Origin of the sequence: Methylomonas montana (assembly GCF_030490285.1) — a bacterium.
In the GTDB taxonomy this organism is placed as follows: domain Bacteria; phylum Pseudomonadota; class Gammaproteobacteria; order Methylococcales; family Methylomonadaceae; genus Methylomonas; species Methylomonas montana.
Genome location: NZ_CP129884.1, coordinates 4546353 through 4571605, shown reverse-complemented (window position 1 = coordinate 4571605; position 25253 = coordinate 4546353). Strand labels below are relative to the sequence as shown.

32 protein-coding genes and 1 riboswitch are annotated in these 25253 nt (G+C 53.5%); of the genes, 8 read left to right on the top strand and 24 right to left on the bottom strand.

The features are described from left to right. Nucleotides 1-45: 45 nt before the first annotated feature. From QZJ86_RS21200 to rluD, 6 genes are all read right to left on the bottom strand, one after another. On the bottom strand, nucleotides 46-2211 hold the full coding sequence (locus QZJ86_RS21200; RefSeq protein ID WP_301935572.1) for a zeta toxin family protein: 2166 nt from the start codon (nucleotides 2209-2211) through the stop codon (nucleotides 46-48). Nucleotides 2212-2364: 153 nt separating this feature from the next. Then, on the bottom strand, nucleotides 2365-2589 hold the full coding sequence (locus tag QZJ86_RS21195) for a CopG family antitoxin (RefSeq protein WP_301935571.1): 225 nt from the start codon (nucleotides 2587-2589) through the stop codon (nucleotides 2365-2367). Between the two features lie 69 nt (nucleotides 2590-2658). Beyond that, nucleotides 2659-2868, bottom strand: coding sequence for a BrnT family toxin (locus tag QZJ86_RS21190; protein WP_301935570.1), 210 nt, complete (start codon nucleotides 2866-2868; stop codon nucleotides 2659-2661). 30 nt (nucleotides 2869-2898) lie between these two features. Continuing rightward, nucleotides 2899-3774 carry a ZIP family metal transporter gene (locus tag QZJ86_RS21185; protein ID WP_301935569.1) on the bottom strand — a complete coding sequence of 292 codons (876 nt, stop codon included), beginning with the start codon at nucleotides 3772-3774 and terminating at the stop codon, nucleotides 2899-2901. A 1-nt stretch (nucleotide 3775) separates the two neighbouring features. After that, nucleotides 3776-4501 (bottom strand): peptidoglycan editing factor PgeF, encoded by a 726-nt coding sequence (gene pgeF, locus QZJ86_RS21180; RefSeq protein ID WP_301935568.1) that lies wholly within the window; start codon nucleotides 4499-4501, stop codon nucleotides 3776-3778. Further along, on the bottom strand, nucleotides 4482-5432 hold the full coding sequence (gene rluD, locus QZJ86_RS21175) for a 23S rRNA pseudouridine(1911/1915/1917) synthase RluD (RefSeq protein WP_301935567.1): 951 nt from the start codon (nucleotides 5430-5432) through the stop codon (nucleotides 4482-4484). Before rluD ends, pgeF begins: the two co-directional genes overlap by 20 nt. 83 nt (nucleotides 5433-5515) lie before the next feature. Between rluD and QZJ86_RS21170 the strand changes: the two genes are divergently transcribed. From QZJ86_RS21170 to QZJ86_RS21160, 3 genes are read left to right on the top strand one after another with little or no spacing between them, the layout of a single operon-like run. Beyond that, nucleotides 5516-6361 carry an outer membrane protein assembly factor BamD gene (locus QZJ86_RS21170; protein WP_301935566.1) on the top strand — a complete coding sequence of 282 codons (846 nt, stop codon included), beginning with the start codon at nucleotides 5516-5518 and terminating at the stop codon, nucleotides 6359-6361. 3 nt (nucleotides 6362-6364) lie between these two features. Further along, on the top strand, nucleotides 6365-7582 hold the full coding sequence (locus QZJ86_RS21165) for a hypothetical protein (protein ID WP_301935565.1): 1218 nt from the start codon (nucleotides 6365-6367) through the stop codon (nucleotides 7580-7582). A 54-nt stretch (nucleotides 7583-7636) separates the two neighbouring features. Continuing rightward, on the top strand, nucleotides 7637-8191 hold the full coding sequence (locus QZJ86_RS21160; protein WP_301935564.1) for a DUF2058 domain-containing protein: 555 nt from the start codon (nucleotides 7637-7639) through the stop codon (nucleotides 8189-8191). A gap of 73 nt (nucleotides 8192-8264) precedes the next feature. On the opposite strand, the gene trmB is transcribed toward QZJ86_RS21160, so the two are convergent. The 9 genes from trmB to aroG form a co-directional block, all read right to left on the bottom strand. Continuing rightward, entirely contained in the window at nucleotides 8265-8954 is a 690-nt protein-coding gene (trmB, locus tag QZJ86_RS21155) for a tRNA (guanosine(46)-N7)-methyltransferase TrmB (RefSeq protein ID WP_301935563.1), read from the bottom strand. A 67-nt stretch (nucleotides 8955-9021) separates the two neighbouring features. Further along, nucleotides 9022-10101: an SMEK domain-containing protein gene (locus QZJ86_RS21150; RefSeq protein ID WP_301935562.1), complete on the bottom strand. Its 1080-nt coding sequence runs from the start codon at nucleotides 10099-10101 to the stop codon at nucleotides 9022-9024. Between the two features lie 57 nt (nucleotides 10102-10158). Next, the gene (locus QZJ86_RS21145) at nucleotides 10159-10386 is read right to left on the bottom strand and encodes a DUF2283 domain-containing protein (protein WP_301935561.1); all 228 of its coding nucleotides are present in this window, start codon (nucleotides 10384-10386) and stop codon (nucleotides 10159-10161) included. 8 nt (nucleotides 10387-10394) lie between these two features. Beyond that, the gene (locus QZJ86_RS21140; RefSeq protein WP_301935560.1) at nucleotides 10395-10715 is read right to left on the bottom strand and encodes a hypothetical protein; all 321 of its coding nucleotides are present in this window, start codon (nucleotides 10713-10715) and stop codon (nucleotides 10395-10397) included. A 4-nt stretch (nucleotides 10716-10719) separates the two neighbouring features. Continuing rightward, nucleotides 10720-10920, bottom strand: coding sequence for a (2Fe-2S)-binding protein (locus tag QZJ86_RS21135; protein ID WP_301935559.1), 201 nt, complete (start codon nucleotides 10918-10920; stop codon nucleotides 10720-10722). An 11-nt stretch (nucleotides 10921-10931) separates the two neighbouring features. Further along, entirely contained in the window at nucleotides 10932-11144 is a 213-nt protein-coding gene (locus QZJ86_RS21130) for a type II toxin-antitoxin system HicB family antitoxin (RefSeq protein WP_301935558.1), read from the bottom strand. Between the two features lie 4 nt (nucleotides 11145-11148). Next, a complete protein-coding gene (locus tag QZJ86_RS21125) occupies nucleotides 11149-11337 on the bottom strand; it encodes a type II toxin-antitoxin system HicA family toxin (RefSeq protein ID WP_301935557.1) in 189 nt (62 codons plus the stop codon). A gap of 107 nt (nucleotides 11338-11444) precedes the next feature. Next, nucleotides 11445-12422, bottom strand: a complete 978-nt coding sequence (gene thiS, locus QZJ86_RS21120; protein WP_301935556.1) for a sulfur carrier protein ThiS — start codon at nucleotides 12420-12422, stop codon at nucleotides 11445-11447. A 3-nt stretch (nucleotides 12423-12425) separates the two neighbouring features. Further along, a complete protein-coding gene (gene aroG / locus QZJ86_RS21115) occupies nucleotides 12426-13505 on the bottom strand; it encodes a 3-deoxy-7-phosphoheptulonate synthase AroG (RefSeq protein WP_301935555.1) in 1080 nt (359 codons plus the stop codon). Between the two features lie 107 nt (nucleotides 13506-13612). On the opposite strand from aroG, the gene QZJ86_RS21110 reads away from it, so the two are divergent. Continuing rightward, the gene (locus QZJ86_RS21110; protein ID WP_301935554.1) at nucleotides 13613-14407 is read left to right on the top strand and encodes an RMD1 family protein; all 795 of its coding nucleotides are present in this window, start codon (nucleotides 13613-13615) and stop codon (nucleotides 14405-14407) included. 4 nt (nucleotides 14408-14411) lie between these two features. Here QZJ86_RS21110 and cobD read toward each other — a convergent pair whose 3' ends face one another. From cobD to QZJ86_RS21090, 4 genes are all read right to left on the bottom strand, one after another. Next, the gene (cobD, locus tag QZJ86_RS21105; RefSeq protein WP_301935553.1) at nucleotides 14412-15410 is read right to left on the bottom strand and encodes a threonine-phosphate decarboxylase CobD; all 999 of its coding nucleotides are present in this window, start codon (nucleotides 15408-15410) and stop codon (nucleotides 14412-14414) included. Then, nucleotides 15403-16320 carry an adenosylcobinamide-phosphate synthase CbiB gene (cbiB, locus tag QZJ86_RS21100; RefSeq protein WP_301935552.1) on the bottom strand — a complete coding sequence of 306 codons (918 nt, stop codon included), beginning with the start codon at nucleotides 16318-16320 and terminating at the stop codon, nucleotides 15403-15405. The genes cobD and cbiB overlap by 8 nt, the downstream gene beginning before the upstream one ends. A gap of 115 nt (nucleotides 16321-16435) precedes the next feature. Beyond that, nucleotides 16436-17011: a hypothetical protein gene (locus tag QZJ86_RS21095; protein ID WP_301935551.1), complete on the bottom strand. Its 576-nt coding sequence runs from the start codon at nucleotides 17009-17011 to the stop codon at nucleotides 16436-16438. A 19-nt stretch (nucleotides 17012-17030) separates the two neighbouring features. Beyond that, nucleotides 17031-18860 carry a TonB-dependent receptor domain-containing protein gene (locus tag QZJ86_RS21090; protein ID WP_301935550.1) on the bottom strand — a complete coding sequence of 610 codons (1830 nt, stop codon included), beginning with the start codon at nucleotides 18858-18860 and terminating at the stop codon, nucleotides 17031-17033. A 120-nt stretch (nucleotides 18861-18980) separates the two neighbouring features. Beyond that, a riboswitch (cobalamin riboswitch) is annotated at nucleotides 18981-19203 on the bottom strand. Between the two features lie 140 nt (nucleotides 19204-19343). On the opposite strand from QZJ86_RS21090, the gene fliW reads away from it, so the two are divergent. Continuing rightward, nucleotides 19344-19802, top strand: a complete 459-nt coding sequence (gene fliW / locus QZJ86_RS21085; protein WP_301935549.1) for a flagellar assembly protein FliW — start codon at nucleotides 19344-19346, stop codon at nucleotides 19800-19802. A 48-nt stretch (nucleotides 19803-19850) separates the two neighbouring features. Here fliW and panD read toward each other — a convergent pair whose 3' ends face one another. The 5 genes from panD to pcnB form a co-directional block, all read right to left on the bottom strand. Then, nucleotides 19851-20231 (bottom strand): aspartate 1-decarboxylase, encoded by a 381-nt coding sequence (panD, locus tag QZJ86_RS21080; RefSeq protein ID WP_301935548.1) that lies wholly within the window; start codon nucleotides 20229-20231, stop codon nucleotides 19851-19853. Nucleotides 20232-20329: 98 nt separating this feature from the next. Further along, complete coding sequence (panC, locus tag QZJ86_RS21075) at nucleotides 20330-21181, bottom strand: pantoate--beta-alanine ligase (RefSeq protein ID WP_301935547.1); 852 nt, start codon at nucleotides 21179-21181, stop codon at nucleotides 20330-20332. Nucleotides 21182-21185: 4 nt separating this feature from the next. Then, nucleotides 21186-21995 (bottom strand): 3-methyl-2-oxobutanoate hydroxymethyltransferase, encoded by an 810-nt coding sequence (gene panB / locus QZJ86_RS21070; protein ID WP_301935546.1) that lies wholly within the window; start codon nucleotides 21993-21995, stop codon nucleotides 21186-21188. Then, entirely contained in the window at nucleotides 21992-22495 is a 504-nt protein-coding gene (gene folK, locus QZJ86_RS21065; RefSeq protein ID WP_301935545.1) for a 2-amino-4-hydroxy-6-hydroxymethyldihydropteridine diphosphokinase, read from the bottom strand. Before folK ends, panB begins: the two co-directional genes overlap by 4 nt. Nucleotides 22496-22497: 2 nt before the next feature. Then, nucleotides 22498-23910, bottom strand: coding sequence for a polynucleotide adenylyltransferase PcnB (gene pcnB, locus QZJ86_RS21060; RefSeq protein ID WP_407081669.1), 1413 nt, complete (start codon nucleotides 23908-23910; stop codon nucleotides 22498-22500). 209 nt (nucleotides 23911-24119) lie between these two features. Between pcnB and QZJ86_RS21055 the strand changes: the two genes are divergently transcribed. Genes QZJ86_RS21055 through QZJ86_RS21045 form a run of 3 tightly spaced genes read left to right on the top strand, consistent with a single transcriptional unit; the run spans nucleotide 24120 to nucleotide 25210 of the window. Next, complete coding sequence (locus QZJ86_RS21055; RefSeq protein ID WP_301935544.1) at nucleotides 24120-24299, top strand: hypothetical protein; 180 nt, start codon at nucleotides 24120-24122, stop codon at nucleotides 24297-24299. Further along, on the top strand, nucleotides 24300-24764 hold the full coding sequence (locus QZJ86_RS21050; RefSeq protein WP_301935543.1) for an RDD family protein: 465 nt from the start codon (nucleotides 24300-24302) through the stop codon (nucleotides 24762-24764). It begins immediately after the preceding gene. 59 nt (nucleotides 24765-24823) lie between these two features. Further along, nucleotides 24824-25210 (top strand): hypothetical protein, encoded by a 387-nt coding sequence (locus tag QZJ86_RS21045; protein WP_301935542.1) that lies wholly within the window; start codon nucleotides 24824-24826, stop codon nucleotides 25208-25210. Nucleotides 25211-25253 lie beyond the last annotated feature (43 nt).

Here is a 25253-nt window from a genome sequence, read left to right as displayed (position 1 = left end):
CAGAATCTGATTGGTCGTGGCCCAACATTTTGCGAATCTATTTAGTCATTCGACGCTGCCCTGCAAACGGGTAATCCAGGCATCCTTGGCGTACGGATCGACATGAAACGCCAGCGCCACCGGCTTGTGCAGCAAACCTTCCTCACCGGAAGCGTTGGGATTGAGCTGACGTTTCTCGACAAAATCGATCAAGCGACGCAGGTGATATATCGCCAGTACGCGGTTGCCTTCGCTGCCTTTGTAAATCAGATAAGCGACATTATCCTCGCTCAGCGCCGGGTTGCGGTCGATTAACGCGGCCAATTCGTCTTCGCCGTTCCGCGCTAGGTTTTTCAACACCGAATCCGGACGCGCGCGGATCATCCGTCGCAAATGTTCGGCCAGATCGCTGGCCAGTTGTTGCTGTTGTAAGTCTTCGAGGTCCGTATCGCTTAACAGAAAACTTTCCGCGACCAGATAATGCCGGTCGCGTTCGCCGTCGTTGGCAAACAGGGAAATTTTCGAAACCGCGGTATCCTCCAAGGCATGCAGAAACTCCTGTGGCGAACGGATGTGTTTATCGATGGTCACCACCCACGGCAAGGCGCGGCCGCTGGCCTGAAAACGCGATTTCACGCTGGCGATCACTCCGGAACGGGATAGCTCCAGTTCGCGTCCGACCGGCTTCACCAGAAAGGCATCGACGGCGGTAATCTGGGTGCAAAAACCGGCGGCGTGGAATTGCTTGATGATGGTGGAATAGCGCGGGTGATAAGGAATGCCGGTGCCGTCGTACAAAATATTGATGCGTTGCTCGCGGGCTTGTTGCGCCACCAAGTCGCGCAGCCGGTTGGCGAACGGCTCGACGTAAACGTAGTCGTCGCTGTGATGATTGGCGGCGGTCAGCAAGCGGTATAAATCGCTGAGCTTGCGAAACTCGTCCAATGACGCGATCACGAAATTGTCGCCGCAGAGCGCCGTGGCGATTTCCTCGACGGCCGTTTTGCCGGCCCCGGCCCCGCCCATGCTCATCAGAAACTGCGGTTCGGCGACCGGCGTTTTGCCGGCGAAAATCGCGTCCCTGGCCGCCAGCAACATGCGATTGATCTTGGCCAAACGTTCGTAAGCGATTTCCACGGTGCGTCGCAAGCGGGTTTCGCTGCGGGCGGCGGCCAGCATTTTCTGCTTTAAGGCTTCGTTGTCTGCCAACACAAACAGATTGGCCTGTTCGCCGGCGCATTGTTTCAACAAATCCATCAGCTCGGCCTGGCTGGGGGAGCGCAAGCCGGTCAGCATGTTCACGTCCAGACAAAACAATGGCGCGACTCCGTCGGAACGGATAGGGATTGCGTCGATCTCGGTTTTACCGGGCGCGCGCAAGTCTTCGGTACCGGGCAAGTAGCCAATGATATGCTCGGAAACGCTTAAGGGATTGTCGGCAAAATGCTGGCCAGCGATCAGTTGTTCGGCGGTAATGCTAGTCAGCGGCACCAGGCCGCCGGTTACCGTCATCAAGCATTCGACGCCATCGGCCGTGGTATGCGAGAGAAATGGGATACCCAGCAAGAAGCGTTTGTTCTCCGGCCATTTTCCATAGCGGTTGGCTTGATTGTGCAGGCTTTTAATCCGTTTGGGATCGAGCGCATGGGTAAAGGCGCGGCTCAACGCCCGGTGTTGGCTGTTGTGATCGTGCAGAACTAAGGCGTCTTCGGCGGTTAAGCGCCGAAAATCGATGCCTTGCTCATACACAGCCTTGAAAGCCGGCAGATTGCCCAATGCCGTGATGAAAAAATCCAGCGTAATGCGATTGCCGTAACCATATGGGCGGATCACCCGCAAGGACTGATAAAAACTGGCCAGCCGCTCGGCGATGTCGTCGCTATGGGTCACAAAGCCGTTGTTATCGAAAATCGCGCTATCGCTGTTGCTGTCGCCATCCAGCACCAATCTCTCGATGGCCACGCGAAACTGTTTGCGTTTGTCGGCATCCGGCATCGTGCCGGGGCGATGAGTGACGGTGGGCTGCTCCTTCCAATCGCTGAACATCTCGCGATGGATGCGCGAGTACAAGCTGGTCATATAAGTCACGCGCTTGGTCTGGTCGTGGGAAACTGTGATTTCCAGCTCTTGCAGCAGGGTCGACAACAGTCCCGCGCCTTGGGCGATAGCCAGCGCGGTGCGCAGGCGCTTTAGCGGTCGGTAACCCGGAAGGTTCCGGCTGGGGTTTTGCATGATCCACCCTCTTTTTGTTATTTATAGTTATTGTTTTGTAGGGGGGATATTAACTGGATATTGCGGGGGAGGGAATTGGTTATGTGTCGCGACCGCGACACATCAATCAAGAATTAAGCCTATCGCGTGGGCACTAGACCGTGCCCACCAGAATCAAGGCTTGGAAAGCCAAGAAATATCAATTTTCCGATGCTGCGCAACGCAGTCGCGCAAATACAAATTGATAAGACTCTGATACGGCACACCCGCCTCTTCGGCCATTTGTTTGAAATAATCGATCACATCTTCGCCAAGCCGCATGGTGACGGACTTTTTCAGTTTTGCCGCATAGGGATTGGGACGCGCTGTCATTTTGGAAAAATCGTATTCGGCTTTCATTGCACCGCACCGTGGCAATAGTTGGTTTCGTTTTTGGTAGCATTACGAGCGGAAATGATGCGTATCGTATTACCGGCATCGCGCTCGGCAAACAATTAAAATTTTGGCATGACTGCTCATGCCAAGCATCAAAAACCTGTCTTCGGTTTTTGAATTTTCTTCGTCAAAAAACTGAATCGCATACTCGTCATAGAATACAGACTTGGCTTCCTCGAAGGAAACCCCATGTTTTTTCAAGTTGCTGGCAGCTTTGCCTAAATCCCACTCAAAATTGATCATTTGCGAATGCTATCGGCTTCATTAACCCTATCAAACAGTGTTCGACTGATCAGTTATTTCAACACCACGCCCCTCAAACCGATGCGCTATCCCCTGCATCACCAAAATCAACACTACTCCCGCCAAGATAAAGCCAATCTGTTGTAATGAGGTTTTGATGTCGGTCTTCTGATGCAAGGACGGGATCAAGTCGGCGACCGCGATATAAATAAAACTGGAAGCAGCCAAGGTTAAAAAATAAGGCAAGATGTGATGCAGATCGCCGAGGCTGAAATACGCCAACACCCCGCCTACCACCGTGCTCAGACTGGCAAGAATGTTGTATAACAAAGCTTCGCCGCGCTTGTAGCCACTGTGCAGCAGGATGGCGAAGTCGCCGACTTCTTGCGGAATTTCGTGCGCTGCTACCGCCAGGCTGGTGACGATACCGAGTTGCACGTCGGTCAAAAATGCCGCGCCTATCAATACGCCATCGACAAAATTATGAATGCTGTCGCCGAGAATGATGAACATGCCGGCCGGCCGGTGCCCGACGGGCTGGACTACATGGTTATGACTGTGGTCATGGTGATGATGGTCGTCGTGCGATTCTTCGCCGTGCGCTTCGCAGGCGTGGGAATGGCAGTGCCGCCAGACCAGCAATTTTTCTAACATGAAAAACAGCAGGATGCCGGCCAGGATGGTCGCCGATAAAGTGGACATGTCCTCGACCGGCACTTCCTCGAAGGCATGCGGGATCAGGCCACAAAACGCGCCGGTCAGCAAGGCGCCGATCGCGAAGCTGATGCCGTGCGGAAGCACATGTTTTTGCTTGTCTTCCGGCAACAGCAAAAACATGGCAGCGGCCAGCACACTCAGCACGCCGCCCAACGCGGTAAACAGGACGATAAATAGCAATACGGTCAAATCAGTCTCTCCAGATCAGGCTGGCCATCCGACCAGTGGTCGCGCCGTCGCGGCGGTACGAATAAAAGCGTTGTGCATCGGCGACGGTGCACAAACCACCACCGTAGACTTGTTCGACGCCCAACTCTGCCAGCTTAATTCGTGCCAGGCGGTAAATATCCGCCAGCCACTTGCCAGGCTGGCCGGCGCGAAATGCCACGGCGGTAATTGGGTTGTCCTTAACAAATGCCTCCCGCACCTCGTCGCCGACTTCGAAATTCTCCGGGCCTATCGCCGGCCCCAGCCAGACGTGGACATCGCGGCAGCTCATCGCATAGAGGGTTTCGGCGATGATGCCGGCCTGCAAACCGCGCCAACCGGCATGGGCGGCCGCGACCACTTCGCCATCGTCGCCGCAGAACAGTAGCGGCAGACAGTCGGCGGTCAGTACTGCGCAAACCGTGCCGGGCTGATCGGCGAAACTGGCGTCGGCTTCTTCCAAACTGTCGGTTTCATCGGCATTCACTACCCGTACCCCGTGTACTTGCTGTAGCCAGACCGGTTCGGATGGCAGTTGCAGCATGTCCTTGATGATGTAGCGGTTGGTTTTAACGTGCAGCGGGTCGTCGTTGACATGGCCGGCCGGATTTAAACTGGCGTAACTGCCGGTGCTGACACCGCCGGTGCGCAAGGTGACGGCGGCATGCACATGCGCCGGCAGCAGCCAATCAGGCTTGATCCAGTTCATTTTCGGCCAGCAGTTTCAACAGGTTTTGCATATCCTCTGGAATGGGCTGCTCCCATTCGCAATAGTCGCCGGTTTCCGGATGTTCCAGGCCTAGCTTGGCGGCATGCAGCGCCTGGCGTTTGAAATTGCGTAAGGCGTCGGCCAATGCTGGGTTGCAATCGGCCGGCATCTGGAAGCGGCCGCCGTAAACTTGATCGCCGACCAGCGGATAATTGATGTGCGACATATGCACTCTAATTTGATGAGTGCGGCCGGTTTCCAGCTTCACGCGAATCAGCGTGTGGCGTTTGAAGCGTTGTTCGAGGCGATAATGGGTAATCGCTTCCTTGCCGCCGCGGCGCACCGCGTTGCGTTTACGGTCCACCGGATGGCGGCCAATCGGCTCATCGACGGTGCCGCCGGCGGTCAGCCAGCCTTTTACCAAAGCCAGGTATTCGCGATGGATGCTGCGTTCCTGAAGTTGTTCGACCAAGCTGTTATGGGCCTGCAAGGTTTTGGCGACCATCAGCAAGCCGCTGGTGTCCTTGTCGATGCGATGCACGATGCCCGCGCGCGGCAGAGTATCCAGGCTGGGAGCGTGATTCAGCAATGCGTTAACCAAGGTGCCGTCCCAGTTGCCCACCGCCGGATGCACGACCAGGCCAGCCGGTTTGTTGACGATCAATAAGGAATCGTCTTCGTAAATGATGTCCAGCGGAATTTCCTGCGGCGCGTATTCGATGACGCGCTCGGCTTCGGCATCCAGCTCGATTTCCTCGCCGCCGTCCAGCTTTTCGCGGCCTTTCATGATTTCGCCGTCCACCAGCACCCGCCCGGCCTTGATCCAGGTTTGCAGTTTGCTGCGCGAATAATCCGGAAACACCTCGGCCAGACACTGGTCCAGTCGCATACCCGCCAGTTCCTCTGGAACCCTTGCCGTTAATATCGTCATAGTCGTTTTTAAGTTATACTCGCGGCCAGAACGCCGCCAAAAGCTGCAAAAAACCCGCAATATTACAACGTGTTGATAAACGTATGCGATTAGTTTTAGTAAAAACCGTTTTTATCGCCAGTCTGGCTTGGATGCTGCAAGGCTGCGAGACCCTGGACGCCTTCATGAGCAAGGATTCTTCCGCCAGCAAAGAGGAAGAATACGCCGGCTGGGACGACAAGATGTTTCATGAAAAAGCCAAGGAAGCGCTGGATAATAAAAACTACCAAAAAGCCGTTACCCTCTACGAAGCGCTGGAATCGCGCTATCCGTTCGGCGATTACGCCGCCCAAGCGCAATTGAACGTCGCCTACGCTTATTATAAAAACGACGATCCGGAAGCGGCGATTGCAGCGGCCGACCGCTTCATCAAAATTCATCCGCGCAGCGCTAACGTCGATTATGCCTATTATTTGAAAGGCCTGATCAATTACAACCGCGGCATTGGCTTTATCGACCGCTTCCTGCCCACCGACTCTTCGCAACGCGACCCCGGTCCGGCCAAAGATTCTTACGATAATTTCCAGGAATTGATTCGCCGCTACCCCAACAGCCAGTATGCCGCCGACGCCAAACAGCGCATGATCGCGTTGCGCAACAATATGGCGATGTACGAAGTCCATGTCGCCGACTTTTACATGCGCCGTAAAGCTTACGTCGCGGCGGTGAACCGCGCCAATTACATCGTTAAAGAATACCAACGCACCCCGGCGGTACCGTTTGCCTTGCAAATCATGCAAGACGGCTATCGGCAGCTGGGCATGGACGAATTGGCCGCCGACGCCGAACGGATTTATACCTTGAACTATCCGGCCGGCGCGCCGCAAGCCAATTACAAGGATGAAGGCGCCATCCAAAAAGTGTGGGACGCCATGGGCCTGGATAAATAAGGCTTGCGCTGTTCAATCACGTCGCGGCTAGGCCTGGGCTGGCTGCTGTTAAATGCCAGCGCCGTCAACGCAGCCGAACCGGCGCCGCTGTTTCAAAACCGCTTTTTCACGTTGTCGCAGAACACCGAGCTGGTTTGCGCCACCAGCCAGCAACAATTTACCCCCACCGCCGTGCTGGCCGACATCATCCGTTTTTACGAAGCCGACCATCCCGGCCTGCGCAAACAAGCCGTGGCGGTACTGACCGATCACAAGAATCAGGATCATCTCGACGACTTGGCCGATTTCCGCGAAGACTGCGCCAACAATATTGCCGGCGAACTCTGCGTACTGGAAAAATATTGGGGCGATCGTGAGGCGGCCTGGCGGGCGCTGGCTTTGTTTTACGACACCAAGACCGTGGTCAAGCACAGCGACGATTACCGCTACGAAGTAAAACGTTTCAACGCCGACCATCTGCGCCTGTTCGAAAAAGCCATCCGCAAGATTCCGGCCTTTTTAAGGCAAAGCATCAGCAAGGCCAAACCGGTAGATCATTTGGAGCAGGAAATTGCCGATAAACCCACGGTGATGCAGGAGCTGATTCGCGACGCGTTTCAGGAAGATTACAAAAATAGTATTTGGCAGGACCACACCCACCCGTTGACGCTGGTGCCGGGCGTCGGCTTTCGGTCGCAAACCGTGGCGCAGGTGTTCAGCGGCCAGAACCTGATCGTGTTTACCGTCAAGGCTTTCGACAAGGGCAAGGAAGGCGGCACTTATCGCGACATCGGCGTGCAATATCTGGTGGATTTTAGGTTGCCTATCGTCGTGCACGAAATCGCCCATACCATCGATAATTTCCATTTCTGGAACGGCGAAGACGATCTGTACTTTTTCTACAAGTACCACAAGATTTCCAACGACGAAGAGATCATGAAAATCATCGCCGAGGCCAAGCTGGCGTTGTGGCCGTCGAAATGGTTCGAGGCATTCGAATATCTGGGCGAAGTCAACGAGGGCCGTTACGACGGCACTACTCAGGAAAAGCTGGCCGAGCTGGTGGCGCAATACATTCTGATCCCCGAGCGCCTGCAACAAAGCGCGCCATCGGCTTATCAATGGCTGCGCGAGGACATTTTTCGCGGCATCGAATACCAAGGTTACGACCGCTGCGACGTGCCGCTGACCAAACCATTGAGCTGGTGGCAGTACGCCACCGGCAAGATGCTGGGCCACTAACGCTTTGTGCTATGCTGATCGCGAATTTTAACCTTGCTAAACCGCTGTCTAGCCATGAAAAAACCGCAAACCCTATCCCTGCAAGAACAACTGCTTAAATCAGGCCTGAGTAACGACGCCAAGCTCAAGCAAATCAAAGCCGAGAAGCGCAAGCAAACCAAGCTGGAACGCAATAACGGCGTCGAGATCGTCGACGAGATCAAACTCAGCGCCGAACAACTGCGTCAGCAACAAGTGGAACGCGACCGCGAATTGAATCGGCAACGCAAGCTGGCCGAGGAACAGAAAGCCTTGGCCGCGCAGATCAAGCAAATCGTCGAAATGAACCGTATTGCCCAGGATGCCAACGGCGCGGCGTACAACTTTACCGACGATAATAAAGTTAAAACCTTATACGTGGCGGATAAAGTGCGGGTGGCCTTGATCAACGGCCGGGCCGGCATCGCCAAAGTGGATGGGCACTACCAAATCGTGCCAGCGGAAGTTGCCCGTAAAGTACAGGAGCGGGATGCCGGCAGTATTGTGGTGTTGAACGAGGCGACGCAGGATGTGGCGGCTGCCGACGATCCGTATGCCGAGTTTCAGATTCCGGACGATTTGATGTGGTGAAGACCGCCGGTTGAGCGGAGCCGGCAATTGTTTCGGCTCCGCTCGGCGAACGGCTTATCGCGTCTCGACCGGTTTAAACCTTGCGAAAAATCAAATCCCAAACCCCGTGCCCCAAACCCAGGCCGCGATTTTCGAACTTGGTTAAGGGCCGATAAATCGGCCGCTCGCAAAAATCTCCGCTGGGGCTGCTGTTTTGCAAACCGGTGCCGGCCGACAAAATCCCCAGCATATCCTTGGCGTAATGCTCCCAATCGGTAGCGGCATGAAAATAGCCGCTGGCCAGCAATTTCTTGTTCAGCAATTCCACGAAACTGGAACGGACGATGCGGCGCTTGTGATGGCGGCGCTTTTGCCAGGGATCGGGGAAGAACAGATGCACGCCGGCCAGGCTATGGTCGGCGATTTTTTGTTCCAGAATCTCGATGGCGTCGTGATGATAAATCCGCACGTTGTTAATGCCGCGCTGTTCCAGCAACATCATCAAATGGCCGACGCCGGGCCGATGCACTTCGATACCTAAATAATTCAAATCCGGATTGGCTTCCGCCATCGCCGCCAGACTGTCGCCGTTGCCGAAACCGATTTCGACGATCAAAGGCGCTTGCCGACCAAAGGCTTGCTCGGCATCAAAATTCGCCTGCGGGGATAGGCAATATTTATCCCAATGGCTTTCCAGTGCCTGCTTTTGGCCTGCAGTCGCGCGGCCTTGGCGGCGGATGAAGCTTTTGATGCGGGCGGGGTCGATTTTTTGGGGTTCGGTCATGGAGGATAGCTATGATTGGCTGGTTAAAACGTAGGTTGAATGTGGATGATAATTAAGTCCACACGAATCAATTCCATATTGAACTCACAATTCCTCGCTCGATTCGCGAATACTTTCGAGTTTCTTTGTCAAAACTATAGTAAATATACTGGTGCATCCCAGCAGCAAAATCAGCATCAATTAGTTGACGCGCCTCTGTTTCAGAATCAAATAATGTCAATTCGTCGTGGATTGATGGATTCCTGCAATTTGAAGAGCCGGCCAACGCATTAATCATACGCCCTGTCAGATATTCGACTGAGTTTTTTATAAAATAGTATTTATAGAAGTAATTCTGTCCTGAGTCATTAAGCCACCATCTGGGTTGAGCAGTTAAAAATCCATTATCGCAGCGAACAAGATAAACCTTATCCAAAGTAGTGCCTTGATATTTGATGAAATATTCTAATTGAGCCGAGAATTTATTATCGAGAAACGGATAAACCCATGGTTCTTCATAGTCTTTATAGTAATCATCATTTTCAGAAATCGTGAATTCTGGGTGCTGCTCGTAGTGAAAGATTGAGCTCTGCTCATTTTCCACCTCTCTCCAGCCATCAATATCTTGAAGGTAGCCGGTTAAACGCTCAATTGGTTTCGATTGTTCTGGTCTGGTTTGATTGCCAAGTTCTCTTTCTAGAAACTCGTAAACTTCTTTTTGCAAATTAATTTCCAATTCACAAATTTTCTTTAAGAGTTTTTTAGTATCAAAAATATCTTCAGAAGGAGAAAATATTAGATTATGAGGGTTTGAATAGGCTTTGCTTCTGAGATTGTCAGCGTCTTTAGAAATGGAAATAAACTTGAAAGAATAATCTTTATAACTTGAATTGGTCTTAGTTAAAGAATTCTCAACTTTTTCTCTACTGGCCGTGGATGACACAGACACAACAATACGATTTCTTTTATCAATAAGATCGATGCCTGGCTCATTGCTGTTATCAGTTTTTTCCAGGCTCCAACCAAATAGCAGGTTAAAAAAATCTCTGTAGAATATCTCTGCATGAATATGGTCATTGAGAAGATTCAAACTTCCTTGCAATTCAATGCGACTGGCAAGGGAGTTAAGTTTGTCCGTTATATAGTTAATATAATGTGAGCGGTTCAAGATGGACCTTCCTTGTAATTGTTACCTTGCAAACAATGGATCGTTTTTCCCCAAGCATTACAGCCCTGATGAATGGGGCTCTGTCGCCAGCCTACTAATTTGCTTAGATGAAAATCCCGAAAGATCGACACGTTGTTTGGCGTGTTCTACGGTAATTCCACAGACGCGGCCCGCCACATTAACGTCTATCAAAGTGTTGTCATCATAATCAACCGTTTCCAAAATTTCGGCCTTGCGGAATTCGATGTACAAAGTGTCCGTATCTTCAAAATAAGTGATTTTCACACTCGGCATCAATTACCAATCTGCTCCAACCTCGACTTCGCCGCCAACCCAAACTCCGAATCCGGTTCCTTTTCGACGATTCGTTGCAATATCGACATACTGGGTTTCTCCAACAAGGCAATGGCTCGCAGCCTTACCGAAGCGTGGTGAGCGTTTAGCGCCGCCAGTTCCGTCAGATAGCCGCTGGCGTCGTTCAATAGTTTGAGGATCACCTTCTCCGGGTCGTCGGTCAACAGATCGCGGACTAACTCGCCATACTGTTCTTGCAAGCGGATCAACTCCCGGCGGTCGAGTTTTTTCGGTTCGGTGGGATCGTCGCAGCAGGCCATCTGTTTAAGCGTTTTGACGATGCTCGGACACTAGTTGCTGAAATTCGAACTCGCAGCCGCCGCAACCGGACGCGGCGCCGGTAATGCGGGAGATTCTTTCCGGATCGAGGATGCCGTCGGCTAACAAGGCTTTGATTTGCTGCGTGGTGGTGCCGCTGCAATAGCAGATTATTTCATCTTTTATGTCGGGATGATTATCGGACATGAAAACCTTGATTAGGCGGCAACTTCGAGATACTCGACAATACTGGTCGGCGGGGGAATCGGTAAACCGTCTTCCCTAAGCCCTTCGATATGAAATGCGATCGCCAATCGAATTTCATGTTCAACGTCTTCGATACTCTGTCCGGTAGCAATGCAACCCGGTAAATCGGGAACATATGCCGAATAGTTCTGCTCGACTTTTTCAACCACAACGGCGTAACGCATGGTTTTACTCCTTTAGACCTGCTTGCTTGAGAATACTGTTTAACGTTCCAGGCGCCAAGTCATCGCTGGGTTTTCCAGCGACGGTAACACGACCATTTTTACTGGGATGTTTAAACTGACGATGGCTACCACGGGTGGCAACCAAAACCCAACCGTCAGATTGTAATCTGTTCAATATGTCGCTGACCTTCATTGAACGAGTTCAGTTGGTCGGGTTGGCGGAGCGTAACCGGACATCTTTGTTTTCGATTTGTTGGGTTACGCTCTATCGGGTTAACCCAACGTTCTCTTGCTATAGACTTACAAAAACAACCCATCAATCGGCGAAGACGCCGAAGCAAAACGTTTGCGCGGCATCCGGCCTGCCAGGAAGGCTTCGCGGCCGGCTTCGATGCCTTTTTTCATTGCCGAGGCCATCAGCACCGGATTTTTGGCGGCGGCGATCGCGGTGTTCATCAACACGCCGTCGCAGCCCAGTTCCATCGCGATGGCTGCATCGGACGCGGTGCCGACGCCGGCATCGACCAGGATAGGCACCTTGGCGTTTTCGACGATGGTCAGGATGTTATACGGGTTGCGAATACCCAAGCCGGAACCTATCGGCGCGGCCAACGGCATCACCGCGACGCAGCCGATCTCTTCCAGACGCTTGGCGGCGATAGGGTCGTCGTTGGTATAAACCATCACATCGAAGCCGTCTTTGACCAACTGTTCGGCGGCCACGTAGGTTTCGGCAACATCCGGGAACAAAGTCAGTTGATCGGCCAGTACTTCCAGTTTGACCAGCTTGTGGCCGCCCAGCAGTTCGCGGGCCAGACGGCAGGTGCGCACCGCATCTTCGGCGGTGTAACAGCCGGCGGTATTGGGCAGGATGGTGTATTTGTCCGGCGAGATCACATCCAGCAAGTTGGGTTCACCGGGATTCTGGCCGATATTGGTGCGGCGGATCGCCACCGTGACGATTTCCGCGCCGCTGGCTTCGGTGGCCAGGCGGGTTTCTTCCAGATCCTTGTATTTGCCGGTGCCGACCAGCAGCCGCGAGCGGTATTGCTTGCCGGCCAGCGTGAAGTAATCGTCCTGACCGCCGCCGATGGCCTGGACGATTTCCAGGCGGTCGTCGTTCTGCAAGCGTTGGCTGGTATGTTGGGTGTAGGGCAGGATTTCCTTGTTCAATTCGACGGCGATGCGTTTGCCTGTCAGACCCAAATCGGCAATTACGTCGGCGACGGTGACATGATCACCGTATTCGCGATGATCGCCATTGACCTGTATTTTCATGCTTTAAACCTTGTGTGTTGTCGCGGCGCGGCGGCGCTGCACGGCCCCGGCCAAATGATGTAACAGTTCGGCGCTGTCATCCCAACCCAAACAGGGATCGGTGATACTTTGGCCGAATACCAGCGGCTTGCCGTCCTCGACATCCTGGCGGCCGGCCACCAGATGGCTTTCCACCATTGTCCCGATGATACGGGTGTCGCCCTGGCGAATTTGTCCCGCCACGTCTTGGGCGACCAGCATTTGCCGCTCGTATTTTTTCGAGCAATTGGCATGGCTAAAGTCGATCATGATGTTGGGGCGTAAACCGGCTTGTTGCAGGCCTTCGGCCACCTGGTCGACGCTGACTTCGTCGTAGTTAGGCCGATTGTTGCCGCCGCGCAGGATGATGTGGGCATCTTCGTTGCCGCGCGTCGAGAAAATCGCCGAGCGGCCTTCCTTGGTCAGCGACAAAAAGTGATGCGGACTCATCGCGGCATTGATTGCGTCGATGGCGATTTTGATACCGCCGTCGGTGGCGTTTTTGAAGCCTACCGGGCAGGATAAGCCGGACGCCAATTCCCGATGCACTTGGCTCTCGGTGGTGCGGGCGCCGATCGCGCCCCAGGAGATCAAATCGGACACATATTGCGGGGTGATCAAGTCCAGATATTCGGTGGCGGCCGGTACACCGAGATTATTGACATCCGATAACAACTGCCGAGCCATGCGCAGGCCTTTGTTGATGTTGAAGCTGGAGTTGAGGTCCGGATCGTTGATCAAGCCTTTCCAGCCTACCGTGGTGCGCGGTTTTTCGAAGTAGACCCGCATCACGATTACCAGATCGTCTTTTAGCTCATCCATCATGCCTTTCAAGCGTCTGGCGTATTCGACCGCCGCCGCCGGATCGTGGATCGAGCAAGGACCGATAATCACCAGCAATCTGTCGTCGGCACCGGCAAGAATGTTGTGAATCGCCGCCCGCGCATGCAAAATGGTGTCGGCGGCCTGCTCGGTCATCGGGATTTCTTCGTGAACCTGAATCGGCGCTACCACATCCTTGGTTTCACAAATTCTTAAATCATCGGTGTTATAGTTAGTTGGCATGACACTCAGCAATAAGCTTTCAGTAGATGGATTAAGCGGCTATTTTAACCGTTTTGCCGCGTCGGTGTTACAAAGTAATGCCTAAACTGACTTGAGAAAACCCGGATATGACAGACGACAGACCCATTAAACGCTGCCTGACGGTGTGCCTGGCACAGTCGTTCGAATTCACGCAACTAAGGGAAAAACTGCTCGACACCACCCGCGCGCAATTGTTTAGAAACGCCTTGGTGATCGATTACAAAACCGGCTGTGCCATCGTATTTGCCTATGGCGTGATGGTGTGCTGGAACCTCAATCTGGACGACCGCCGTTCCTTGCAGGATTTATTGCTGGATTACGCGATCAAACCCGACGCCGAACCGCAGGAAGATAATTTCAGCTATGAAGTAGGCTGCGAGCAGGACCGGATTCAACACGATCATATCGAATTGCAGTCCGCCGATTTCAAAGTGCTGCTGGCGCTGTCGCACGCGATGGCGCAATCGATCAAGCTGGCGGCGTTCGAAGGCCATGCCATCGACACCATCCGTGCCACCAGCCATTTGCCGCAGTCGCTGGCGCGGGAAGGCAAGATCAAGCTGAACCGCAAAACCATGGCGATGATTCGCGGCCAGTTGTTCCTGACCAAGAGCGACATCATTCTGAATTACGACTTGCTGGATACGCCGGAATTTTTCTGGGAACATCCTGAGTATCAGCATATTTACTCGATGGCCGCCAATTACCTGGAAATTCAGCAGCGCACCGACGTGCTATCGAAAAAGCTGGAAACCATTCACGAGCTACTGGAAATGCTGGCCGACGAACAGAAACACCAGCACTCTTCAACACTGGAGTGGATCATCATCTGGCTAATTGCGGTGGAGATTGTGATGTCGATTCTGGACAAGCTGTTTTAAACGATTATTGACGCAGTGCTGTCATTTTCGAGTCTGCTAAAGCCTGTGTCAGTCGTTGCCACGCTGGTTCGCCATTGGGCAACCCGAAACGCAGGCTGGCTGGATATTGGAACAAGCGTGTGAGTATGCCTTGTCTGGCCAGCTGATCGTGCAGGATTGCCGCGTTTTCAATCTCCAGCCATTGAAACAGATGGCAACCGCCAGTCGGCGGCCAGCCGCTATCGCTCAGCAATTTCCTTAGCCGTTCGCCTTGGTTTGCGAGCGACAGGGCTGTTGCTTGCTGCCATTGCCGGTCAGCTAATGCCAGTGTTGCCACATAACGGCCGGGGTGGCTGATGGGCCACGGCCCCAGTTGCTCGGCCAGCCTTCTCAACAAGTCCGATTCGGCGATCACAAAACCGCAGCGTATTCCCGCCAAACCGAAGAATTTGCCAATCGAGCGCAACACGATCAATCCCGGCCTCACCGGAAGCGGCGACAGGCTGTATTCGGGCATGCCGTCCATAAAGGCTTCGTCAACCAACAACCAACCGCCCCGCCCCGCCAGTCTTTCATGCCAAGCCAATAATTGCTTTTTACGCCACAGCTTACCGGTGGGATTGTTGGGGTTGATCAGAATCAGCACATCCAGCTCGTCGAGCTGCGCATCTATCTGCTCGGCATCGACGACAATTATTTGATGACCGGCTTTTTGCCAACCCGCGGCATGTTCCGCATAAGCCGGATGCAGCACACCGACCCTGGATTTCAATCGCAGCAGCGGCAAAGTTTGAATCGCCGCCTGCGAACCGGCTACTGCCAGCAAGGACTCATTCTGATAATACTCGCGGGCGGCGGGCAACAGGCTGTCGTCGTCTTCCGGCAGGCGTTGCCAGCATTCGGCCGGAATGGCCGGCACCGGCCAGCCGTTGGGGTTGATGCCGGTCGACAAATCCAACCAGTCGGACAAAGCAATGCCGTATTGGCTTGCGGCTTGCCGCAAGCGTCCGCCGTGTTCAAGCAAGCGCGTCTCCCAGACCGATTACGATCATCCATAAAATCAGCGTCCGGTACATCAGCATCCAGGCGCGGGCAATATCGTGATTTTCCGGAATTTGTTCGCCGCCGAACCAGGGCTTTTGTTTGAGTTGGCCGTGATAACGGGCCGGGCCACCCAGTTGCAAGCCCAGCGCGCCGCCGCCAGCCGTCATCACGGGACCGGCGTTGGGGCTGTCCAGCAAACGCGCTTGAGTCCGCCAGGCGCTGACCGCTTGCGCGCGGTTGCCCAGTAAGGCATAACTTAGCGCAGTCAAGCGAGCGGGTAGCCAGTTCAATACGTCGTCTAAACGTGCCGCGGCCCAGCCAAAATGCAGATAACGCTGGCTTTTGTAGCCCCACATCGCATCCAGCGTATTGCTGAAACGATACAGCAAGGCGCCGAACGGTCCCAGTAGCACGAACCAGAACAGCGGCGCGAATACGGCGTCGGCACCGTTTTCCAGCACTGACTCGATGGCTGCCCGCCGCACATCCGACTCTGTCATGTTGCCGGTTTCCCGGCTAACGATTTTGCCGACCTGCTGCCGGGCCAATGGCAAGTCCCGGCTTAATAATGCCTGATGTATACCCTGTGCGTGCTGTTGCAGACTACGCGCGGCGATGCAGAAATACAAAATCAGCACATCGGTAGCGATTTGCAGTGCCGGCCAATCGGGAAGCGCAAACACGCACAGTATGCCTGGTGCCAGCACTATCAATACCGCCAGACAACCGCTGAATTGTTGGAAGATGGGCGATTGTCCAATGTTTAACAGCCGTTCTTCGACGATTTTGGCCCATTTGCCGAACGCCACTAAGGGGTGATAAGCGTTGCGCGGCTCGCCTAGCCAGAAATCAATGGCGACGGCCAACAGAATGGTGACAGAGAGAGTCATGCTTTGCGGAGGATAAACAGGTATTCGAAATCAGCGGAACGGCAACGGGATTAACGCCCCCGGCAGGACGAAGCGGGGGCGATTGAAATCGCCCCCGGGGTTTGTGCTACGGGTGTTAAATGGCTTCGCGGGTCGCTTTGGCGGCCAGCAAGGCTTTTATCGCGCTGACCAAGCCGAAAATGACCACGCCATAGAGCAAAGTGTTACTTAGGTAAGGCGGATAGTACATCGCAAAACGCTCGAAATATTGCGCTAACGAACCGTTGGGATAACGGCCGGACAACCAGTAGAAACTACCGTTGGAAAACAGAAATGCGATGGAGGTGGACACTACCAGCGCGGCAAACCGTTGCGCGGCGGTGGCTACCGACAATACTGCGAATTTGCGGCACCATTTGCCGCCCAACCACATAGCGCCGTAAGAGCCGATCAAAAACACATAGGCTTTGGATACGCAAAAATCGCTGACGCCGAGTTTGGTAATTGCCAGATAATCGATCAAACCGGCTTCTGCCAGCAACAAGACGAACAAATAACGGCCGCCCAGCCATAAGCCGGCCAGGAAAAATATCGCCAAGGATGCGTCAGGTAATGCGAACGGCGTGCCGAAATGGTGGAAACGGGTGGCGGCCATCAATGCCATCAGCGCGACCGTGCCGGGTTTCACAGCCAAGGATTGGTTCAGACTCATAGGGTTCTCCAGAAAAGGTTTAGTAATTGTAATGGATCGAAAAATAGAAATTTCTACCGAAGCTGTTATAGGTGTTAACCGTTTGATAGCGTTTGTCGAACATATTATTCAGTTTGGCGCTTAACATCCAATTTTTGTCAATGCGATAAGCGGTGCGCAGATCGGCGGTCATGAAACTGCCCAGCCGCACGGTATTGGTGCTGTTATCGAAACGCTCGCCCTGAGCCAGCAAAGAGGCGCCAATATCAAAGTCGCCGAACGAGCGTGAGACATCGTAGGACAAGGTTTCCGTCACCCGACGTGGCAGACGCAAGTTGGTCTGTCTGTCCTTTGGCGTCATTAAGCTCATGCTCAATTTGTTGTTCCAGCCGAAAATTTGCGTGGCTATTTCGGCTTCTATGCCGTCTATCTGCGCTTTGCCGATGTTTCTGGCCGCAAACGGCGTACCACTGAATACAATCAAATCCTCGATGTTGGTGTGATAGCCCCGCAACTCCCAGCTCGCCCAAGCGTGCCGACCGGCAAAGCCTGCTTCAAAGCTGGTGGATTTTTCCGGCCGCAAACCGGCATTGCCGAAACCGGGGAAATACAGTTGGTTAAAGGTTGGCGCTTTAAAAGCGTTGCCGAAACTGGCAAAGGCGCTAAGACCGTAATCCCAATTAAACCGCCAGCCGAGATTGCCGGTGACGCTGTCGCCAAAGGCCTGGTTTTCGTCCCAACGCAAAGAAGCATTCAGGAAATACCGGTCGAAAATCCGGCTATGCAGTTCGGCGAATGCGCCGACATCGTAACGGGAAGTCTCTGCGTAGCGTGTGGTGCTGTCGATTTCATCGAAACGATAGTCGGTCCCCAGCGTCAGTTGATGGTCCTTGTGCAGGGCCAGTTCATTGAGCCAGCTGGCGTTCCAGCGCGTGGTGTTGAAGCGGCTATAAAACTGTCCGGAGTGCCTGAACTGGTCGGCGTCATCAACGCTTTGCCCGACTCGCAAGGTCGAGCGCCAAGTCTCGGTGAAATCGGCTTTGGCCGTTGCGCCCAGCGTCTGATTGACGAACTCGGTGGTGCCGCTATCGCGATTGTCGATTTCGGTTTCGCCTGCGGCGCGCAGGAAAAACGCTTCGAGTTCGGTACCATTGTCGAAACGGTAACCGGTTTTGGCATTCAAGCTGGTGTTGTTATAACCATCGCGATCCGGATTGTAGCCGTTCGCGACGCTGACGCCGCTCTGAGCGTTAATGCCTTGGCTGCCGAATTGAGCGGCGCCCAGACTGTACCAGGCCTTACCCCATTTACCATTGATGGCTGCCGAGCCATTGTAGGTGTCGTAAGAACCGCCGCCGGTTTCCAGCGCAATGTTCGGCCGTTCGCTGTTGCCGCCCTTGCGGGTAAATATCTGAATCACCCCGCCGATCGCTTCCGAGCCGTAAAGGCTGGATTGCGGTCCACGGGTGATTTCCACCCGTTCGATTTGATCGATCGGGATAAATTGAAACGCGGCGGTACCGGTGGTAACCGACCCCGCCTTGATGCCGTCTATCAGTACCAGTACATGGTCTGAATTGGTGCCACGCAGAAAGACATTGGTGTCCTTGCCGTAGCCGCCGCTCTGCACCATATCGACGCCTGGCGTACCTTTTAGTAGTTCGGGTAAGGTTCTAACTTGGAGTTTTTCGATGTCCTGGCGCGTATAAACCGTCATCGGGGTTGCCAGCTCGTTCTGCCGGGTTTCGGTACGAGTCGCCGTGACGACCGTTTCCGGAAGATCAGTGGTTTCGCCGCTGGTTGCCGCCTGGCTTGAGTGAGACGCGCCTATGCCCGCCAATACTAAGGAGCCGAATAGAATTTTTTGCATATTGTCCTCTGCGCCCGCCGCGCATCCGGGTTAAAAAAGGACAGAGGAAAAACGGCAAACGAAAAAGGCGGAGGCAGGCTAGGCATGGACTCTGACCATTCCGTAAACAGCCCTCCGCTGTCTCGAATGATCTTTCCGGCCAGTCTCCGGGCTTATAAGGGGCTTGCAGCCTGAACTACGACCTTCCCATGCAAATCGCACAGTGGCAAAAACGCAGCTCTTTACTTATCTACCGTTGCGGGGGCAGCGTCGGCCTGGGCGAGAGTTGTCACAATCGCCGCACCGACTTCCTGTTTAAGTTGGGCCTTGAACGGACCCAAACACCTGAAAGAAGAGGGTCGATTGTATTCAGTCGGCGCTGATAAAGCAAGGGAACCGGTAAGACAAGCGCCGAATCGATATTGCAAATACCCATTTCCATGCTATACATTGCTGCACTGATCAATGCTGTTAACTTATACTTAGACAAACACGGGCGGGATTATGGAAATTCAATCGAAATTGTTAGGCAACCAAGAAATCAATCCGGATACCATCATCAATTTTCCGCGCGGTTTGCCCGGTTTTGAGGATCAAACCCGCTTCAAGCTGTTCCATCAGGAAGGCAGTGAAATCGTCTATTGGCTGCAATCGGTCGACAACAGCGATTTAACCTTCTCGGTAGCCCATCCTTCGCATTTCAACATCAATTACAACTTTACCGTGACCGACGCCGAAGAGGCGCTGTTGCAAGTGCAGGAAGGCGACGAGTTGTTGATTTTGATTTTGCTGCATAAGGACAACGAGCAGGATAGCGGCAAGCCGACCATCAAAGGTTCGATCAAAGCGCCGCTGTTGATTAACACCAATAAGCGCATCGGCCTGCAAAAAGTGCTCGCGGCTATCGAGCAGAGCATCACGCTGACCGAGAAAGTCAGCGAAATCGACGTATCCGAAGCTTAAAAAAGAAAGGCAAACAACCGCCGGCGATGAAACCGGCGGTTGTTCAAATCAGGCGGCCTGAACAGGAATGGAATGACTGGAATGGCTAATCGTATTGTTGCCGTCGAAATACACCAAAGTCGGCTTGTAGTTCTTCAGTTCCTTCTCGTCTAAGCTGGCGAACGCGCAGACGATAATCAAATCGCCAGGGCAAGCCAGCCGGGCAGCAGCGCCGTTAATCGAAAACACACCGGAACCCTCTTCGGCGCGGATCGCGTAGGTAGTGAAGCGCTGACCATTATTAACGTTATAAATATGGATTTGCTCGTATTCCCTAATCCCTGAAAAATCCAAAATTTTGCCGTCAATCGCACAGGATCCTTCGTAATCCAGTTCTGAATGGGTTACCCGCGCACGGTGTAACTTGGCTTTAAGCATGTTTATGTTCATGGTAAACAAGGTCGAATACTAGGGCAGGCGATTATGCCCGAAATTGAATTGGCTATCAAATTTAAGCATTAGCTTTTATAGCTAAAAAATCAACATCATCAGGCGCTTGCCTTACGAAAATGGATATTGTCGATCAGTCGGGTCGTGCCCAGTCTGGCCGCCAGCAAAATCAGTAGATCGGTATCGCCAGCATTTGCCGGCAATAAATCCGCGCTGCGGCAGATGCTGAAATAATCCACCGCAAACCCGGCTTGTTGCAGATTTTGCCGCTGTTGCTCCGCGACCGCCGGATAATCGTTATTGCCGGCTAAGATCGCATCCTGCGCCGCAGACAGGGCTTGATAGAGCTTGGGGGCCTGCTGTCTATGTTGCTCGGAAAGATAGCCGTTGCGCGAGCTCATCGCCAAACCGTCGGCTTCCCGCACCGTCGCCACGCCCCGGACCGTCACCGGAATATTCAGATCGGCGACCATTTGCCGAATCAGCGTCAGTTGCTGAAAATCCTTCTCGCCCAGCAGCAGCAGATCGGGTTGTACCATATTCAACAGCTTGCAAACCACCAAGGCCACGCCGTCGAAATGGCCGGGTCGGCTGGCACCGCAATGCAGGCCCGACAAGCCTTTTACCGAAATGCCGGTTTGCGCGGCTTGCGGATACATTTCCGCTACCGGTGGCAAAAACAGCAAGTCGGCGCCGCTTGCTATCAATTTTTCTCGATCTTGCTGTTCGGTGCGCGGGTAACTGGCAAAATCCTCGTTCGGCCCGAATTGGGTGGGATTCACGAAAATGCTGACCACGACCTTGTCGGTCTGCTGTTTGGCGGCGTTGACCAGCTTGATATGCCCCGCATGCAGATTACCCATGGTCGGCACGAAACCGACACTGAGGCCGGCTTGCCGCCATTGGCTGACGACCTCTCTTAACGCGGCGATGTTGGTCACTGTTTGCATAGGCTTAATAGCTGTGTTCCGGGCCTGGAAACTGCGCGGATTTGACTGCTTGATGATAATTGCGCACCGCCTCTTCTATGCTGCCGGCCTCGGCCATGAAGTCTTTGGAAAAACGCGGCCGTTTGCCGGTGCTGATATTCAGCATATCGTAAAGCACCAATACCTGGCCGTCGCAGTCGATGCCGGCGCCGATGCCGATTACCGGAATACTCAGGCGCCGGCTGATTTCGGCGGCTAGCGCGGCGGGCACGCATTCCAGCACCAACAGGCTCGCGCCGGCTTGTTCGATCTGCTCGGCATCCGCGACGATTTGCCGGGCTTGTGGTTCATCCCGCCCCTGTACTTTGTAACCGCCCAAACGATTCACCGATTGCGGCAGCAAGCCTAGATGGCCGCAGACCGGAATGCCTTGTTCCACCAGAAATTGGATGACTTCGGTCTTGGCGCCCTCCAGTTTGACCATCTGCGCCGCGCCTGCCTGCATCAGGCGCGCGGCATTGGCCAAAGCCTGTTCGGGCGTGGCATAGCTGGCGAACGGCAAGTCGGTGATCAGGAAAGCTCGTTTTCTCGCCCCGGCAACGCTGCGGCTGTGATAAGCCATGTCGTCGATTGTCACCGGCAGCGTACTGTTGTGACCCTGAATGACCATGCCCAGCGAATCGCCTATCAGGATAATATCGATACCGGCCTTATCCAACAGCGCACTGAAACTGGCGTCGTAAGCGGTCAAGCAGCTGATTTTTTCGCCGGCTTGCTTCATCGCCGCCAGATCGCTGACGGTCAGTGCTTTCAAGGAGTCGGCATATAGAGTCATGATGTGATTTTCCGCAAGCCGTCTGCCGGACAGGCCGCCAATAGTTGCGACAACGTCCCTAAGCCCGGAATCGGCATCTCGGCGGCGGCCAGATCCGCCAAGGGATAAAGCACGAACCCTCGCTTGGCTAGCTCGGGATGCGGCACGATCAGGTCCGGTTCATTGATGATCTGCTGGTCGTATAGCAAAACATCCAAATCCAGCGTCCGCGCACCCCAGCGCACCAGGCGCAGTCGGCCATGCTGGTTTTCGATCTGTTGCAATTGTCTGAGCAATGCCAGCGGCTCCAGTTCGGTCGAGATTCGCATCACTGCGTTGATATAGTCAGGCTGATCTTGCGGGCCGACCGGTTGGCTGCGATACAAGGGCGAAAAACCGATTTCGGTTATGCCCGGCACAGCGGCGATCGCAAGCCTGGCCTGGTTGACGTGAACGACAGGATCATCGAGATTGCTGCCCAGGCCGATATAGGCCTCGACGCCGGAGCGGAATGACGGCATGGCTAATTGGCGGCAGGCTTGGTCCGCGGACGATAACGGCCGGATTTGCGATTGCGCGGTTTGCCGTTGCCGGACTTGGGTGGCGCGGTCATTTTTTCACGTAAGGTTTCGTCGGCCTCCTGGAATTTGGTCCACCATTCGACCAGTTCCGGATCGGCGCCGCCGGTTTCCGCTCGCAGCCGTAAAAAATCGTAGGCCGCCCTAAATTTGGGTAGTTCCAGCAAACGGTAAGGCCGAACGCCGACGGTTTTGGAAAATTTGCTCTGTAAGAACCAGACTTCGCGCATCGACTGGGTGATATGGCGCGGCAGAGCGGTAATCTTGATCTGTCTGGTCAAGACTTCGTTAGCGGCATTTTGATAGGCCAGCGTTTCGTTTTCACCGTGGCCGATACGTTTTTGTGCGGCTATTTGTAAGGGTTCCCATAACAAGGCGGCCAGCAAAAAATAAGGCGTCAGAGTTTTGCCGTCGTTAAAACGCGCATCCGAATTTTCCAAGGCCCTGATCAAAAACAGCCTGGGGAAGTCGTGATCCTCGCTGGCCAGACAGCGGTCGGTATCCGGGAACAGGATCGCAAACAGGCCGTAATGTCTGAGCATTTCGAAAGTTTGCAGTCCGTAACCGGATAGGAATAATTTGATGACTTCGTCGTAAAGGCGCGCCGAAGGTATGCTTTTTAATAGATCGGCCTGGGCGTAAATCGGTTTCTCGGTATCGGGATGCAGGGTAAAGCCCAATTTCACGGCGAAACGGATCGCTCGCAGCATCCGCACTGGGTCTTCCCGGTAGCGCACTTCCGGATCGCCGATCAGCCGCATCACCGCTGCCGCATGATCCTGCATGCCGCCAGTGAAATCGACCACCGAAAAATCGCGGATGTTGTAATACAGCGCATTAACCGTGAAATCTCGGCGCCAGACGTCTTGTTCTAGGGTGCCGAAAACGTTATCGCGCAATAAGCGGCCGTCCTCATGCACGACTTGTTGATCGGATTCTTCCGTCTCGGAGCCGCGAAAGGTGGCGACTTCGATGATCTCGCGTCCGAAAAAAACATGGGCCAGACGGAAACGCCGGCCAATGATCCGGCAGTTACGGAACACTTGTTTAACTTGTTCCGGGCTGGCGTTGGTCGCCACGTCGAAATCCTTGGGTTCGCGGCCCAATAGCAAATCCCTGACGCAGCCGCCGACCAAATAGGCTTCGTAATCGGCTTTTTTCAGGCGCTGCAATACTTTCAAGGCATTGTCACTGATTTGCGCGCGAGAAATGCAGTGCTCGGACCGCGGATAAATCTTTGCCGTACTCGATCCGGCCGGAGCATTAGCCGTATCGGTAACTTGCGCTACTGGCGAAAAGATTTTTTTGAAGAAACTAAAAATGACTTTATCCCTTTGTTTAGAAATGACGTTTGCCAGCCTTTTCGAGGTTTCGGGCGCAAACAGCCGAATGTTCTTATCATAACACCTCGTCAGATTTAAGCTCAATCAAGCACTTTCTTTTACATTCCCTTGCGTTAAATGTAGAATTTCGATATTCGCTAGATACTGGCGTAATAACATAATAAATGGCTGTACTCGTCGTCCTTTCGCAGGTGATGGGGAATTTACTTCGGAGTGTGGAGCGTATGTTTAAAAAAATTTTATTGGGTTTTGTAGACCAGCCCTTATTTACTAGTCTATTCGTCGCCGACTTCGCTTTGTTGGTGTTCCATAGGCCTCCTTTTCTGTTTTCCATTTTGATGATCGGAGCCTTGGTCGGCATGAGCATGTACATGGGCCAAAAATTGGCGATTTTCGACAAGTAATTGCGGCAATCGAATCAAGCAATCATCCCCAAACCCGGCGCGGATAAACTATCGGCGCCGGGTTTTTTGCGTCGAATGGCCGCGGTTTGCTATGACGCCCTTCTGTTGCTGGCGGTATTTTTTCTAGCCACCGCCATAGCCTTACCATTCAACGCCGGTCAGGCATTCGCCGCCGATCAGTTTTTTTATCCCGTTTATCTGTTGACGATCAGCTTTGTGTTTTACGGCTGGTTTTGGACTCACGGCGGCCAAACTCTGGGCTTGCGCGCATGGAAGATAAAAGTCCTGACTCCGGACGGTCAAGTCCTCAACTGGCGGCAAGCCGGCATCCGCTTTATCGGCGGAGTACTATCCTGGGCATGCTTGGGGCTGGGATTTCTCTGGTGTCTGTTCGATAAAAACGGTCTGTGCTGGCACGATTATCTGTCGAAAACCCGCTTGGTTTTGCAGGAAGAAAAGCGCTGATGGCAAAAGCGAATATGCTATATTCGCGGCTCGACTAACCTCTCAGCCGGGAGCATACAATGAAAACAATAACAATACTTCTATCCCTGTTTGCTGCATTTGCGACGTCTACAGTCAGTGCCGACGTCAAACTTCAGGATAATTCAAAACTTCTGGGCAAATGGCAGGTCACTCACGAAGCCCTGGCATTGGACCGAGAAAAAAAACCTTTGCAAGTAACGTGGGAATTTCAAAAGGACGGCACGCTGATAACCACCGGTGAAGATGCGCGCAGTGGCATTGGCGAAATGACCATCCCGATCAAATATAGCGTGGCTGACGGCGTGATCAAAAAGCAAATCAGTCCTGGCCGGGAAAAATACGAAGATTGCGCTGTAGTGGAAATGGACGATAAAGAGCTGACGTTGAAATGTAAATTTCTATATCTGTTCCTGACTCGCAAATAACAGCAGTTATAGCGCCAGCCGACCAACCGCAAACTTAACGTTT

Coding starts and splice junctions, on each gene's coding strand:
- pgeF (WP_301935568.1), bottom strand. CDS start 4,501: ATGAACTGGATCAAGCCTGATTGGCTGCTGCCGGCGCATGTGCATGCC.
- QZJ86_RS21195 (WP_301935571.1), bottom strand. CDS start 2,589: ATGAAAGCCGAATACGATTTTTCCAAAATGACAGCGCGTCCCAATCCC.
- cbiB (WP_301935552.1), bottom strand. CDS start 16,320: ATGACTCTCTCTGTCACCATTCTGTTGGCCGTCGCCATTGATTTCTGG.
- QZJ86_RS21095 (WP_301935551.1), bottom strand. CDS start 17,011: ATGAGTCTGAACCAATCCTTGGCTGTGAAACCCGGCACGGTCGCGCTG.
- QZJ86_RS21160 (WP_301935564.1), top strand. CDS start 7,637: ATGAAAAAACCGCAAACCCTATCCCTGCAAGAACAACTGCTTAAATCA.
- trmB (WP_301935563.1), bottom strand. CDS start 8,954: ATGACCGAACCCCAAAAAATCGACCCCGCCCGCATCAAAAGCTTCATC.
- panC (WP_301935547.1), bottom strand. CDS start 21,181: ATGCAAACAGTGACCAACATCGCCGCGTTAAGAGAGGTCGTCAGCCAA.
- thiS (WP_301935556.1), bottom strand. CDS start 12,422: ATGAAAATACAGGTCAATGGCGATCATCGCGAATACGGTGATCATGTC.
- aroG (WP_301935555.1), bottom strand. CDS start 13,505: ATGCCAACTAACTATAACACCGATGATTTAAGAATTTGTGAAACCAAG.
- QZJ86_RS21055 (WP_301935544.1), top strand. CDS start 24,120: ATGTTTAAAAAAATTTTATTGGGTTTTGTAGACCAGCCCTTATTTACT.
- panB (WP_301935546.1), bottom strand. CDS start 21,995: ATGACTCTATATGCCGACTCCTTGAAAGCACTGACCGTCAGCGATCTG.
- rluD (WP_301935567.1), bottom strand. CDS start 5,432: ATGACGATATTAACGGCAAGGGTTCCAGAGGAACTGGCGGGTATGCGA.
- QZJ86_RS21130 (WP_301935558.1), bottom strand. CDS start 11,144: ATGCGTTACGCCGTTGTGGTTGAAAAAGTCGAGCAGAACTATTCGGCA.
- QZJ86_RS21200 (WP_301935572.1), bottom strand. CDS start 2,211: ATGCAAAACCCCAGCCGGAACCTTCCGGGTTACCGACCGCTAAAGCGC.
- fliW (WP_301935549.1), top strand. CDS start 19,344: ATGGAAATTCAATCGAAATTGTTAGGCAACCAAGAAATCAATCCGGAT.
- panD (WP_301935548.1), bottom strand. CDS start 20,231: ATGAACATAAACATGCTTAAAGCCAAGTTACACCGTGCGCGGGTAACC.
- QZJ86_RS21140 (WP_301935560.1), bottom strand. CDS start 10,715: ATGGCCTGCTGCGACGATCCCACCGAACCGAAAAAACTCGACCGCCGG.
- QZJ86_RS21135 (WP_301935559.1), bottom strand. CDS start 10,920: ATGTCCGATAATCATCCCGACATAAAAGATGAAATAATCTGCTATTGC.
- QZJ86_RS21190 (WP_301935570.1), bottom strand. CDS start 2,868: ATGATCAATTTTGAGTGGGATTTAGGCAAAGCTGCCAGCAACTTGAAA.
- QZJ86_RS21110 (WP_301935554.1), top strand. CDS start 13,613: ATGACAGACGACAGACCCATTAAACGCTGCCTGACGGTGTGCCTGGCA.
- QZJ86_RS21090 (WP_301935550.1), bottom strand. CDS start 18,860: ATGCAAAAAATTCTATTCGGCTCCTTAGTATTGGCGGGCATAGGCGCG.
- QZJ86_RS21125 (WP_301935557.1), bottom strand. CDS start 11,337: ATGAAGGTCAGCGACATATTGAACAGATTACAATCTGACGGTTGGGTT.
- QZJ86_RS21170 (WP_301935566.1), top strand. CDS start 5,516: ATGCGATTAGTTTTAGTAAAAACCGTTTTTATCGCCAGTCTGGCTTGG.
- QZJ86_RS21045 (WP_301935542.1), top strand. CDS start 24,824: ATGAAAACAATAACAATACTTCTATCCCTGTTTGCTGCATTTGCGACG.
- folK (WP_301935545.1), bottom strand. CDS start 22,495: ATGCCGTCATTCCGCTCCGGCGTCGAGGCCTATATCGGCCTGGGCAGC.